Consider the following 12255-nt stretch of genomic DNA (forward strand, 5'->3'; position numbering starts at 1 on the left):
AGAAAATAGACTTCATGAATGGCATTGTCAATAATCAGCGTGTTGCCCCAATGACTCTGACCTCGATCTTGCCATGCCACATACCATTCTCGTTACCGCATCCAAGCTGGCGCCGGCGGGCATGCGCCGCCTCGAAGAGGCGCAATGCCGTGTCCTGCTGCTCAACGATGCCGACAGCACCGAAGAACTCGATACCCTCATGGCGACGGAACCGGTCGATGCCGTGATTTCACGCACCATAGCGCTCTCTGCCAAGGCCATCGCGTCCTGTCCGACCCTGAAAGTCATCTCCAAACATGGCGTAGGTGTGAGCAACATCGATGTAGCCGCAGCTACAGCGCGCGGTATTCCGGTTTTTGTCACGCCCGGTGCCAACGCACAGTCGGTAGCGGAAATGACGCTGGGATTGATGTTCTCGGCGGCGCGCAGGATCGCCTGGATGGATGGCGAACTTCGTGCCGGCAGATGGACGCGCGCTCAGGACGGCTTGCAGCTGCAAGGCCGCACGCTTGGGCTGGTCGGCTTCGGGCAGATCGGCCAGCGCGTCGCCGGCGTCTGCCTGGCGCTCGGCATGCGGGTCGCGGCCTTCGATCCCGCCCTTGGCAGCCGGAATCCTTTTCCGCAGGTGGAACTCGTATCGTCGATCGAAGAGCTGCTTCCGCAATGCGATGTACTGAGTCTGCATGTGCCGCTGACGGCACGCACGCGCGGGATGATCGGCGCAGCGCAGCTGCAGATGCTGCCCCCTGGCGCCATTGTCATCAACACTGCGCGAGGCGAAGTGATTGACGAAGGCGCATTGATTGACGCACTCGAATCACGCCGCCTCTTTGCCGCAGGCCTCGACACCATGGCAATCGAGCCGCTGCCCACAGACAGTGCGCTGCTGCGCCTGGCGAACGTGGTGCTGACACCGCATGTCGGCGGTTCGACACCCGATGCACTTGCGGCGATGGCCAGTGGAGCCGCCGATAACGTGCTGCGCTGGCTGGATGGTGAAAGCATCGATTCCGCTTCCTGCGTCAATCCCCAGGTTCTGGCCGCTTCCACTATCAACGAAAGAACAGCATGACCATCGATGACAGCATCCAGTGGCCCCCGGGCTATTGCATCAATCCCCGCGTGCAAAACATGCCTGCCGAGGTAATCGAGGCATTTCGGGAGATTCCCGTCGCTGTCGCAGGAGATTGCATGGGCCGCAGCATCGGCGCCATGGGCCTGCGTACATACCACGACGACATCGGCCTGACGATGTGCGGTCCGGCGCTCACGGTCCGGGTGCGTCCCGGCGACAACCTCATGATTCACAAGGCGCTGACCATGGTTCAGACGGGCGATGTGCTCGTCATTGACGGCGGCGGCGACCTGACCCAGGCATTGATGGGCGGGCTGATGCGTACGACGGCACTGACCCGCAAGCTGGGCGGCCTGGTCATCGACGGCGCCATCCGGGACCTCGTCGAATGGGCCGAAGGCGGGCTTCCTGTGTTTGCACGCGGCCATACGCATCGCGGTCCGAGCAAGGAAGGTCCGGGGGAGATCAATGTGCCAGTGTGCTGCGCCGGGCTAGTGGTGCAGCCGGGCGACCTGGTGCTCGGCGACGCCGACGGCGTGATCGCCATTCCCGCATCGGAAGCCCCTTCCCTGCTGGCTGCGGCGCGCGCGCATCTGAAAAAGGAAGAGGCAATCCGCGCAGCCAACCGCGAAGGCAGCTCGGACCCGGAACGCTTCGATGCCATCCTGCGCAAAAAAGGATTGCCCATCTGATACTGATCCCAAGCCAATCCACGACATAAGTAAAAGGAGAGACAGATGAATCGTCGCAAATGGATGCTCGCCGCCGGCGGCCTTGTCATCGCAGCCGCTGGCAGCCCTATCGCATTCGCCGAGCAAAAATGGCCGGACAAGCCGGTCAAGCTGATTGTGCCCTTCCCGCCCGGTGGCGGCACCGACACCTTGAGCCGCACCATCGCGGACAAGCTGTCGAAGGAAAAAGGATGGATCTTCGTGGTGGAAAACCGCCCGGGCGCGGGAGGCAATATCGGCCTGGATGTGGTCGCCAAGGCGGCTGCGGACGGTTACACCATCGGCATGGGCCAGACGTCCAATCTCGCCATCAACCCGTCGCTGTATCCGAAACTGCCTTTCGATCCGGCGAAGGACTTTGCGCCGATCACCCTGGTTGCCGAGCAGGCTCAGGTGCTCGTCGTCTCCAGCAAGTCTCCTTACAAGAGCCTGGCGGACCTCATCAAGGCAGCAAAGGAAAACAAGGACGGTGGATTGAAGGTGGCGCTGGCGGGCAACGGCACGGTCGGGCACCTGGCAGGAGAACTGTTCGAGCGCAAGGCACAGGTCAAGTTTCTGAACGTTCCCTACAAGGGCGCGGGCCCCGCGATGATCGACCTGCTGTCCGGGCAGGTAGATCTCTATTTTGGCAATACGCAAGCGGTGATTCCGCAGATAGCCGGCGGCAAGCTGCGCGCCCTTGCCGTGACTTCGGCTAAGCGGGTCAAGTCGCTGCCGGCCATTCCGACGCTCGCCGAGTCGGGCTTTCCCGGTTTCGAGGCAGTCAGCTGGTCCGGACTGGTTGCGCCTGCCGGAACGCCGCAGACCATCGTGGAGAGCATCAACAAGGAGGTCAATCTCTTGCTGAAGAAGCCCGACGTGCTCGAAAGGCTGAGCGCGGAAGGAAGTGATCCGCTCGGCGGCTCCTCCAGGGACTACGATGCACTCATCAAGGCCGAGCGCTCCAAGTGGGGCAACCTGATTCGCGAAGCGGGGATCAAGCTCGAGTAACAAGCGTGATTGACTTCGCAAGGGAAGTGACTTCCCTCCAAGTTCATTCACGCGAGATTCCCCGGGAAAAAGGCAGCAGATGCTCTGATGATGACGGACCGTCCTTGCCCGGAGGGACGGCCTGCCATCAAGCGAGTCGCGAGAAACGGCTCGGAGCAAGGCTGGCCCAAGCTTATTCCGGCAAGCCGGCAATGCGCAAGCCATCTACCAAGATGGCGAGATTCTCCGGCCGGTGTATCGGCAGCCATTGCCCGATATCGGCAAGACGCAGCGCGGGGTCGAGCTGACGCAGTTTCTCCATTGCGCTCCTGGCTTCGGCAATCCGACCCGCATGCGCATTGCTCGCGGCAAGGATGGCGACCGCCAGCAGCAGACTCGACAAGTCCCGGACTGCTTTCTCGGCCCACGACGACGCCGCATCGAAGCGCCCGAGGAAAAGATGCGCGGCCGCCATGCCGGCTTGCATCCGGTACAGCTCCGGGTCGAGCGGACTCAGGCTCATCGCGCGCGTGAGATGCTCGATGGCCGCATCGGTTTCACCGTGCCAGAGTCTGAGGAAGCCGCCGAGGAACCATGCCGATGCAAGATTCGGATTGAGCACGAGCGCCTTGTCCACCAGTGCGATGCCGCCCGGAAGATCGCCGGCAAGATGTCCCAGCGCATGGCCGCTCCTCGTGAGAGCGACGGCATCGCCCTTGCCCAGTTCTACCGCCCGGCGCGCCAGCCGGATGCCTTCGGCAATCTCATGCGGGCGATCGGCCAGCCAGCCATTCACCTTTTGCCAGCAGCGGCACCATGCCGCCATCGCATAGGCTGACGCGAACCCGGCATCGAACTCCATGGCTTTGTGGAAGAGCGGCAAGGCTTCGTCGATGCACTCCTTGGTTCCGAAATGGGATTTGGCCATGCCGCGCAGATAATAATCGTAGGCATCGAGGCTTTCGGTCGGCTTGTCCCGCGCACGTTCGATCTCGGCCCGCTCGAGCTGCGGCACGATGGCACCGACCACGCTTTCGGCAATCTTGTCCTGCAGGTCGAAGATGTCGTCGAGCACGCCTTCAAAGCGGCCTGCCCAGTGATGCGCGCCGGTCGCCGCATCGATCAGCTGGCCGGTGATGCGCACGCGATTTTTCGCGGCTCGCCAGCTGCCTTCCAGCACATAGCGTACACCCAGTTCGCGGCCGACCTGTTTCATGTCCACCGCGCGCCCCTTGTAGGTGAAGCTTGAGTTGCGTGCGATGACGAACAGCCAGCGATACTGAGACAGTGCTGCAATGATGTCCTCCACCACGCCGTCCGCAAGGTAGTCCTGCTCCCTGTCGCCGCTCAGGTTCACGAACGGCAATACGGCAATCGACGGTTTGGCCGGCAAGGCCGTCATGGATGCGGGAACCTGGCCCGATGCAGCGGACAGGCTGCCGGAGGAGCCGATTTCATCCGATGGCTTGACTTCCCTGACGTCGGCCGCAAACCGGAATCCCTTGCGGGCGATGGTGCGAATCACCCGCTGCTGCTCGCCGTTGTCGCCTACCGCCTTGCGCACCGCATTGATATGGCTGGCCAGGGTCGATTCGGAAACGATACGGCCGGACCAGACTGCCTCGATCAGTTCGTCCCTGCTGACGACGCGCTCGCGGCATTTCGCCAGATAGGCCAGCAGGTCGAAAACCTGGGGCGCGGTTGCGATAATCCGGGATGCCCGAAGAAGCTCGCGCCGGTCCAGGTCGAGCACGCAATCCTCAAACACTAAGTGCATTCATGGCTCCCTGTTGCGGATGTATTGGCGGCATACCCCGCAAGCGTTCCAGGCGGAACTTCCCGCTGGACGGCAAGGGTTTCTGAAAGCATATCCAAACCAAATCCAATGAAAACTCAAGATATCGGCAAAGTTTTCCGCCGGCCGACGCCGCACACTGCATCCATCGATCGCAGTACTGAAGATGATAGACACTGAATCAAGGAGCGGAACATGAAGATTGTTGTTATTGGCGGCAGCGGCCTGATCGGTTCGAACATTGTAAACCGGCTACGCCGCGATGGTCATGAGACCCTGGCGGCCTCGCCGAGCACCGGCGTGAACACCGTTAGCGGCGAAGGGCTGGGCGAAGCGCTTGCCGGTGCGCAGGTCGTCGTCGACGTGGCGAACTCTCCTTCGTTCGAAGACAGGGCCGTACTGGAATTCTTCGAAACCTCCGGTAGACATCTTCTTGCCGCCGAGGCGGCAGCCGGCGTCAAGCACCATGTCGCGCTCTCCATCGTCGGCACCGACCGTCTTCCGGACAATGGTTACTTTCGGGCCAAGCTCGCCCAGGAAAACCTGATCAAGGCGTCGAAGATTCCCTACACCATTCTCCGCGCAACCCAGTTCTTCGAGTTCATGGAAGGCATCATCAACTCGGCCGACGACGGCGGAACGATTCGACTGTCGCCCGCCCTCATCCAGCCGATTTCGGCGGATGACGTATCGGCGGCTTTGGCCGACATCGCGGTCGGCACACCGGTGAACGGCACGCTCGAAGTGGGCGGTCCCGAGCGCTTTCCGCTCGACGATATTGCACGTCGGTTTCTTGCCATGCGCAGCGACAAGAGGCAGGTCATTGCCGACGTGCATGCACGCTACTTCGGCAGCGAACTGGATGACCGGTCTCTCGTCACAAGCGGCAGTGCGCGCATCAGTCCGACGCGCTTCCACGACTGGCTCGAGCGCATGGCTGCGCAATAAGCAGCCCCTCTTTCATCGGCCGGTTTGGCCGGCTAACAGAATTTTTCACACGGATGACTCATCATGACCCAACGCATCGATTACCAGAAGCAATCCCCCGAGCTGTTCAAGAAATTCGTCGAGTTCAGCCTTGCCCTCCGGCAGTCTTCCATCGAGGCGTCCATACGTGACCTCGTGGATATCCGGGCATCCCAGATCAATGGCTGCGCCTTCTGCGTCGACATGCACGTCAAGGAAGCCACGATGCATGGAGAGCGCCCGCTCAGGCTGCATCACGTCGCCATCTGGCGCGAGTCCAATCTGTTCAGTCCGCGTGAACGGGCGGCACTGGCATGGGCCGAAGTCCTGACCCGGATTCCGGCCGAGGGCGTGGCGGATGAAATCTATGAGCGCGTCCGCTCTCAATTGTCCGAGAAAGAACTGTCCGACCTGACGTTCCAGATCATGTCGATCAATGCCTGGAATCGGGTGAACGTCGGTGTTCGTGTGGCGCCGGGCGCCTATGACAAGGCATTCGGCATAGACAAGTCCGGGCTTGCCTGATCAGGCGGCGATGCGACCGCACAAGGATTGCCGCCGCATCGCCTGCACTTCTCGGAAACTTAACCCGCGACCTTACCGTGCGGTTCGACAGCAAGGAGCAGTCCATGAACATTTTCAAACCCTTCGCCGTGCTGCTTTTAATGGCGGCCGGCTCCGCCGGAGCACAGCAGCTGACGCCCGATGTGAAAGTGACGCCGCTGATGGCCAAGGCGCTGGCCGACTATCCCGGCAAGGAAGTCACGGCAATCACGGTGGAGTATGCGCCGGGCGGCGCAGATCCCGTGCATCGTCACAATGCGCACGGATTCATCTACGTGCTGGAAGGCTCGATTGTGATGGGTGTACGCGGCGGCGAATCCGTGACGCTGACGCCCGGCCAGACATTCTACGAAGGCCCCAACGATGTACATACCGTCGGGCGCAATGCAAGCCTTACCAAGCCCGCAAGGTTCGTGGTCTTCCTGCTGAAGAACCGTGACGAACCGATCCTGACGCCGGTGCAGTGATGCAAGCGGTACAAGGCCAACGGCAGGCCGATATGTGAGATGGCACCGGTGTCTGCATCACCCGAATGCGCAATCGGCCGCGGGACCGGGATATTCCATCTCCAGCATGACCCATTCGCGCTGTGCGGCGCCAAAGCGCTGGCCGATCTCGCACAAGCCACGGTCGAGCTGCTGCAGGGGCTTGAGTTCCGTTGCCATCGGCACGTGAGGAGCAGCCTCGGCGGCAGGATGCGCCGCAAGGACCAATCCGCTGCGCAGCCTCACCGGGCCGGAAGCCGAGACGGCATCCACGGTGACGCGCCCGGTACGCGCCCAGGCGTCTGCGGCCAGCGCAAGGGCGATGTCATCCATGCCGTCCCGCACATCCATGCTCCACCGTTCATGACGCCAGAACGCCGCCTTGTTCACCATATAGGTCCATGCCCGGCCGGCATCGAGACCGAACCGAGAACTGTCGTGCGCCGGGTTCCAGGAAGACACGCCCAGCTCAGCCGCGAGGGTTTTCGCCTTTTCCCTGCCGCCGATCGCTTCAACGAGTGCAAGCATGGCCGGTATGGATGCCGTAATGCCGGTGGTGGTGGCAACGCCGCGGTCGACCACGTAGCGCTGGTGCGGCACGTAAGTCGCGCCGGGATGGCGCTCCGCCAACGTACTGCGGTAATACCAGTGGCTCGCGAAGCGATGCCCGTCGAGCAGGCCCGCCTGCCCCAGCACCAGGCCGCCGGCGCAGACACCGATGATTCGCGCCCCCTTGCCGACCTGCTGCCGGAGCCATCCTGTGATGCGGGGATCGTTATCGTCGTGCATTGCCGGAACGATGACATAGTCGGCGCCTGATGGATGCTTGCGGTCAAAGCCGGCAATATCCTGGACGTTTTCGACCTGCAGCGCCGGATACAGTGCAACGCGGCCTTGGCGCGGCGCTACGGCTTGTACATCGGCAATATCAGAGCGGGCTAGCAGACCATGCGTCAGCAGGAAATCGGTGGTCTCTGTACCCTCGTTGAGCGCGAGCACCGCAATGACCGGCCTGCCGGGGCGATGCGGCTTCAATGCTTCGATGAAAGCCTGCGCCTGCCGCTCGCTGGTTACCGGATCGGCAGGTGCCAGCGGCGGCGGCACGCCAGCCTTGCAGGCCGTCAACGCAAGTGCAGCAATCATTGCCGCAATCAATGCACGACATGCGTTGGCGGCGCCGATCCATTCTGATTTATAGTAGGTTCTCATGGCTTGCGCTCCTTTCCGTCTTCTGTCGAATGAGTTACCAGTCTACAAATGCCCATCCTGCCGAACAATGACGAAGAAGCCGCGGTTTCTGCCAAGGATATTGTGATCGTTGCATTCGACGGCGCGGAGGCGATCGACATTGCCGGTCCTGCCAGCGTCTTCAGCAAGGCCGAGCAGCTGCATCCCGGCACCTATCGCCTGCACATTGCCTCGCCGGCGGGCGGGAGCGTGAAAACGAATGCAGGTCTGAGCATCGCCGGCACCTGCATGCTGCAGCTTCTGCCGGCCGTGGTCGACACCCTCATTGTGGTCGGCGGCGATGAAGCGCCGCTGCGCGCAGCCATCATCGAACAAGGCGTGGGAAGCTGGCTCTCGGAGGCCGCGCCGCGTACGCGACGGGTCGCCAGTGTATGCACCGGTGCGTTCGCCCTGGCCGCAGCCGGCCTGCTTGACGGCCGCGATGCCACGACGCACTGGCGCGCGCTGGATTTGCTCCAGAAGCTTCGGCCCCAGGTAAATGTGCAGCGCGAGCGGATCTATGTGCACGACGGCTCGGTGTGGACGTCGGCAGGCGTGACGACGAGCATCGAGCTTGCGCTGGCGCTGGTCGAGGATGATCTTGGCCATGCGGTTGCAATGGATATCGCGCGCACGCTCGCGCTGCCGATGCTGCGCGGGGCGGAGCAGCCGCAGCTGAGCCAGGCGCTGCAGGCGCAGCAAGCGGCCGGCCACCGGCTGCGCGAACTGATTGCATGGATGGGAACGCATCTGCAGGAAGATCTGAGCGTCGACGCCCTGGCAGAGCGCGTGCAGATGAGCCCGAGGCATTTCGCGCGCGCCTTCGCGTCCGAGGCCGGCTGCACCCCGGCCCGCTTCGTCGAGCGCAGCCGTGTAGATGCGGCGGCACAACTGCTGCGGCGCACCCGCTGGACTCAGGACAGGATCGCAAGCCGCAGCGGTTTCCGGTCGGTCGATGCGATGCAGCGTGCCTTCGTACGGCAGCATGGCGTTACGCCGCAGGCTTATCGCGGGCGCCGGCCGGATGCCGACTCAGGAATACGGCCGACCGGAGCGGTCTAGAGCGCTTTCAGGTTGACTGTACTGTCAATGCCGGTCGATTTGCCAGCGGCACCGCGTTGTGTCTCCTTGCCATGGCCCCGCCATGTCGCGTCACCACGCCTTGTTCCGCAGGCAAATCACTTCGGCCTTGCCGAGTCCAGTCAACCCGAAAGCGCTCTAGCGATATTGGCCGGACGCTGCTCCATTCGCCATGGCGCTGCGCTTACTCCGCCGCCCTGGCGATCTCCATCGCCTGCTTCAGGATGGACAAATCGCCGACATGATTCGACAGCAGCAGAATCAGTCTGGCATTCACCGCCTGGCTCTGCTCGTCGTTCAACCCCTGGTGCATGTCTATCAGTGCCTGGTAAAAATCATCGGCAAGCGGCAGATTCGGTTCGGTGATCAGTTGCATCGTCATTTCCTCTTTCCTCAAACATTGCAGGTCGCGCTCAGCACTGCGGTACGCGCCGCGCCGGCATGCAGGCTTCTCCAGCGTGCGCAGACATGCTGGTCAGGACGCAGCAGGTAGAAGGTGCCCGGCGCTGCGTCGAAGCGTTGGGCCAACAAGCCCTGCACGTCGCGAATCACGGCAAGGCCTTCGATCGACGGCAACGGTGCATCGGCAGGCACCACCACGATGGAATGCACCGGGATGCGCATCTGCGCCAGCGTCTGCAGATCATCCACTGCTTTCGCCGGCAATGGTCCGTCGCCGGCAAAGTACAGGCCATTGAACCGGTTGCCCAGCAGCGCCAGCAGCCATTCGTCGCGCCCCTGCACGGAGACCGGCGCATCGGCGCATGGCGCGCCGGGCAGCATCGCGCCATTGAATGCATCGGTGTCCGCGGTATTGAGACGCGTGCCGCGATACGTCGTGGGCACGGAAAGCCTGCCGCTGTTGACGATCCTGCGGGCAAATGCATGTTCCCTGGATAATGACAATACCGCGTCGCGGAACACGCGGCTGATCTTGCTCTTGGGCGTGATGAAGTCGGTGGCTCGCGTGGAATTCAGGATGTTTTCATCGGCGGCTTCCTCCCGTTCGTCGCCATAGGTATCGAGCAAGGCATCCGGCGCCTTGCCGTCGAGGACGAGCTTGAGTTTCCAGATCAGGTTGTCCGCATCCTGCACGCCGCTGTTGGCGCCGCGCGCGCCGAACGGCGATACGCCATGTGCTGCGTCGCCGGCGAACAGTACGCGCCCATGGCGGAACTTGTCCATGCGCAGGCAGGAAAAGGTATAGATGCTCACCCATTCCAGATCGAACTCCACTTCCTTGCCGAGCAGCGCCTGCACGCGGCGAATGACACGTTCCGGCTCTTTTTCCGCCACGGGATCGGCCTCCCAGCCGAGCTGGAAATCGATGCGCCAGACGTTGTCGGGCTGCTTGTGCAGCAGCACCGACTGGTTGGGATGGAACGGAGGATCGAACCAGAACCAGCGTTCCGCCGGAAAATCCGCCTTCACCTTGATGTCGGCGATCAGGAAGCGGTCCTTGAACACGCGTCCCTTGCTTTCCAGTCCCATCAGATTGCGGACCGCGCTGCGGCTGCCGTCTGCCGCGATCACATAGGCGGCGCGCAGGGTGTACTGTCCGTCCGGCGTTTCGACTTGCAGTTCGGTGCAGTCCTCATGCCGCGTCAATCCGACGACCCGGCTTTTCCAGCGAAGATCAAGTCCTGCTTCCCGCTGCGCCTGCTCGTAGAGAAAGCCTTCGACATAATATTGCTGGAGATTGACGAAAGCGGGACGGCGATGCCCGGCTTCCGGCAGCAGGTTGAAGCTGTAGACAGGCTTGTCCTGGAAAAAGACCTTGCCGAGATTCCAGCTGATGCCTTTTTCGACCACGCGCTCGCCGCAGCCGAGACGATCGAAGATTTCCAGCGTGCGCTTGGCGAAGCAGATGGCGCGCGAGCCCACCGACAATTTGCTGTCGTCATCGAGCAGGATAGTCGGCACGCCTTGCCGTGCCAGATCGACGGCCGCCGACAGGCCGACCGGCCCCGCGCCGACGACGATGACTGGGTGAATCCTGTCGGATGCCGAAGGAGGACGATATTCCAGTTCGAGTTTCTGATAATCCTGTTCCATGGTGGTACGCCTTCTTGAGCTGTTGAATGTCGCGTCAATCAATCGAGCTTGATGCCGCTGGCCCGGATCAGCTTGCCCCAGCGCTCGCGCTCGCTGCGTGCATATGTCGCCATCTGCTCGGGCGTGCCGGGCATGGCTTCCAGCGACAGGCTCTGGAAGCGTTCCTTCACGGCACCGGAAGTCAATGCGGCCTGCAGGGCCTTCGCCAATTCCGCGACGGCGGGCGCCGGCGTGTCGGCCGGCACCACCAGCCCCTGCCATGCATAGGCTTCGAAGTCGGTCACGCCCTGCTCCGCCAGCGTCGGCACATCGGGAAAGGCGGGAAGGCGCTTGGGACTGGCCACGCCGATGGCGCGCAGTTTTCCGTTTGCAATGTATTGCTGGACGCTGGCGCTGTCCATCAGGCCGAACGGGATCTGGCCGCCGATCAGGTCCTGCACCGCGGGCGCCGCGCCGCGGTAGGAGATGTGCTGCATTTTCAGTCCGGTGCGTTCGCGCAGCAGCTCCCCTGCCAGATGATGCGGGCTGCCGATGCCGGCCGACGCATAGCTGGCGCCTTCGGGATTGGACTTGACCCAAGCGGCAAATTCCTTGAAGTTCTTCGCCTGCACGTTGGGGCCGACCACCAGAAACAAGGGGAAACGGGCCAGCAGTCCGACCGGCTTGAAATCCTTTTCGGGATCGTAGGGGAGCTTGCTGAACAGCGCGGGGTTGGCCGCCAGCGTGGCGAAGTCTGCCGTCAGCATCACGTTGCCGGTGTCCTTCGACTTGGCGACATAGCCGGCAGCGAGATTCGTCGCGGCGCCCGGCTTGTTGTTGATGACGATGGAGCGGCCGAGCGATTGTGACATCTGGGCAGCGACCGTGCGAGCGACCACATCCGATCCGCCGCCGGCGGCGTATCCGACGACCCATTCGATCGGCTTGCTGTCGGCCAGCGTGATCATGGGCAGCAGGGCGAAGGCCGAGCATGCCGCCTTGAGCAAGCTGCGGCGCAGGAAAAATGCCTGTTTCATCTTTATCTCCTTTGCTTGAATTGGGGTTGGTTTGTTTATTGCATACGCATTGATTGAATGTTGTTTGCGGCGTTCTTTAAATCGCTGCACTCACGATTCGCTTGACGCAACGCATGCGTTGCGCCTGCAGAGTCGGAGCCGCTTGCAAGCGGCGAGGTGGACGTAGCAGGGGTTTCGCAACGCACTGCGTTGCGCCTGCAAAGTCGGAGCCGCTTGCAAGCGGCGAGGTGGAGGGTTGGGAGGGAGATGGGTTTCAAACGCACGTAGCTAAACCCATCCCCCTCCCAACCTC

Annotated in this window: 12 protein-coding genes; 7 read left to right on the plus strand and 5 right to left on the minus strand. The window is 62.3% G+C overall.

Going from position 1 to position 12255, the window contains the following annotated elements:
- The first annotated feature begins 73 nt into the window (after nt 1–73).
- The 3 genes from IGW03_RS08310 to IGW03_RS08320 are packed head-to-tail and all read left to right on the plus strand — an operon-like array spanning nt 74 to nt 2796.
- Nucleotides 74–1072, plus strand: coding sequence for a hydroxyacid dehydrogenase (locus tag IGW03_RS08310; protein ID WP_194722081.1), 999 nt, complete (start codon nt 74–76; stop codon nt 1070–1072).
- The gene (locus IGW03_RS08315) at nt 1069–1767 is read left to right on the plus strand and encodes an RraA family protein (protein ID WP_194722082.1); all 699 of its coding nucleotides are present in this window, start codon (nt 1069–1071) and stop codon (nt 1765–1767) included. The genes IGW03_RS08310 and IGW03_RS08315 overlap by 4 nt, the downstream gene beginning before the upstream one ends.
- A 45-nt stretch (nt 1768–1812) precedes the next feature.
- Entirely contained in the window at nt 1813–2796 is a 984-nt protein-coding gene (locus IGW03_RS08320) for a Bug family tripartite tricarboxylate transporter substrate binding protein (RefSeq protein WP_194722083.1), read from the plus strand.
- 172 nt (nt 2797–2968) lie between these two features.
- Here the strand turns inward: IGW03_RS08320 and IGW03_RS08325 are convergent, their stop codons facing one another.
- On the minus strand, nt 2969–4552 hold the full coding sequence (locus IGW03_RS08325; protein WP_194722084.1) for a winged helix-turn-helix domain-containing protein: 1584 nt from the start codon (nt 4550–4552) through the stop codon (nt 2969–2971).
- A 213-nt stretch (nt 4553–4765) separates the two neighbouring features.
- On the opposite strand from IGW03_RS08325, the gene IGW03_RS08330 reads away from it, so the two are divergent.
- The 3 genes from IGW03_RS08330 to IGW03_RS08340 all read left to right on the plus strand — a co-directional run bounded on the left by IGW03_RS08330 (nt 4766) and on the right by IGW03_RS08340 (nt 6567).
- Nucleotides 4766–5518 (plus strand): SDR family oxidoreductase, encoded by a 753-nt coding sequence (locus tag IGW03_RS08330; RefSeq protein ID WP_194722085.1) that lies wholly within the window; start codon nt 4766–4768, stop codon nt 5516–5518.
- Between the two features lie 63 nt (nt 5519–5581).
- Nucleotides 5582–6061 carry a carboxymuconolactone decarboxylase family protein gene (locus IGW03_RS08335; RefSeq protein WP_194722086.1) on the plus strand — a complete coding sequence of 160 codons (480 nt, stop codon included), beginning with the start codon at nt 5582–5584 and terminating at the stop codon, nt 6059–6061.
- 104 nt (nt 6062–6165) lie between these two features.
- Nucleotides 6166–6567: a cupin domain-containing protein gene (locus tag IGW03_RS08340; RefSeq protein ID WP_194722087.1), complete on the plus strand. Its 402-nt coding sequence runs from the start codon at nt 6166–6168 to the stop codon at nt 6565–6567.
- 57 nt (nt 6568–6624) lie between these two features.
- On the opposite strand, the gene IGW03_RS08345 is transcribed toward IGW03_RS08340, so the two are convergent.
- Entirely contained in the window at nt 6625–7794 is a 1170-nt protein-coding gene (locus IGW03_RS08345) for a DJ-1/PfpI family protein (RefSeq protein ID WP_194722088.1), read from the minus strand.
- A gap of 48 nt (nt 7795–7842) precedes the next feature.
- On the opposite strand from IGW03_RS08345, the gene IGW03_RS08350 reads away from it, so the two are divergent.
- Complete coding sequence (locus tag IGW03_RS08350) at nt 7843–8874, plus strand: GlxA family transcriptional regulator (protein ID WP_194722089.1); 1032 nt, start codon at nt 7843–7845, stop codon at nt 8872–8874.
- Nucleotides 8875–9076: 202 nt separating this feature from the next.
- Here the strand turns inward: IGW03_RS08350 and IGW03_RS08355 are convergent, their stop codons facing one another.
- The 3 genes from IGW03_RS08355 to IGW03_RS08365 are packed head-to-tail and all read right to left on the minus strand — an operon-like array spanning nt 9077 to nt 11963.
- Complete coding sequence (locus IGW03_RS08355; protein WP_194722326.1) at nt 9077–9268, minus strand: DUF2783 domain-containing protein; 192 nt, start codon at nt 9266–9268, stop codon at nt 9077–9079.
- Between the two features lie 17 nt (nt 9269–9285).
- Nucleotides 9286–10947: an FAD-dependent oxidoreductase gene (locus IGW03_RS08360; RefSeq protein WP_194722090.1), complete on the minus strand. Its 1662-nt coding sequence runs from the start codon at nt 10945–10947 to the stop codon at nt 9286–9288.
- Between the two features lie 38 nt (nt 10948–10985).
- On the minus strand, nt 10986–11963 hold the full coding sequence (locus tag IGW03_RS08365) for a Bug family tripartite tricarboxylate transporter substrate binding protein (RefSeq protein WP_194722091.1): 978 nt from the start codon (nt 11961–11963) through the stop codon (nt 10986–10988).
- Nucleotides 11964–12255: the final 292 nt, after the last annotated feature.

This window comes from Noviherbaspirillum malthae (assembly GCF_015352985.1).
Taxonomy (GTDB): domain Bacteria; phylum Pseudomonadota; class Gammaproteobacteria; order Burkholderiales; family Burkholderiaceae_D; genus Noviherbaspirillum; species Noviherbaspirillum malthae.

Bases quoted from the DNA above. Each gene is read 5' to 3' on its own strand.
- IGW03_RS08310 (WP_194722081.1), top strand. From the start codon at position 74: ATGCCACATACCATTCTCGTTACCGCATCCAAGCTGGCGCCGGCGGGC.
- IGW03_RS08315 (WP_194722082.1), top strand. From the start codon at position 1,069: ATGACCATCGATGACAGCATCCAGTGGCCCCCGGGCTATTGCATCAAT.
- IGW03_RS08320 (WP_194722083.1), top strand. From the start codon at position 1,813: ATGAATCGTCGCAAATGGATGCTCGCCGCCGGCGGCCTTGTCATCGCA.
- IGW03_RS08325 (WP_194722084.1), bottom strand. From the start codon at position 4,552: ATGCACTTAGTGTTTGAGGATTGCGTGCTCGACCTGGACCGGCGCGAG.
- IGW03_RS08330 (WP_194722085.1), top strand. From the start codon at position 4,766: ATGAAGATTGTTGTTATTGGCGGCAGCGGCCTGATCGGTTCGAACATT.
- IGW03_RS08335 (WP_194722086.1), top strand. From the start codon at position 5,582: ATGACCCAACGCATCGATTACCAGAAGCAATCCCCCGAGCTGTTCAAG.
- IGW03_RS08340 (WP_194722087.1), top strand. From the start codon at position 6,166: ATGAACATTTTCAAACCCTTCGCCGTGCTGCTTTTAATGGCGGCCGGC.
- IGW03_RS08345 (WP_194722088.1), bottom strand. From the start codon at position 7,794: ATGAGAACCTACTATAAATCAGAATGGATCGGCGCCGCCAACGCATGT.
- IGW03_RS08350 (WP_194722089.1), top strand. From the start codon at position 7,843: ATGCCCATCCTGCCGAACAATGACGAAGAAGCCGCGGTTTCTGCCAAG.
- IGW03_RS08355 (WP_194722326.1), bottom strand. From the start codon at position 9,268: ATGCAACTGATCACCGAACCGAATCTGCCGCTTGCCGATGATTTTTAC.
- IGW03_RS08360 (WP_194722090.1), bottom strand. From the start codon at position 10,947: ATGGAACAGGATTATCAGAAACTCGAACTGGAATATCGTCCTCCTTCG.
- IGW03_RS08365 (WP_194722091.1), bottom strand. From the start codon at position 11,963: ATGAAACAGGCATTTTTCCTGCGCCGCAGCTTGCTCAAGGCGGCATGC.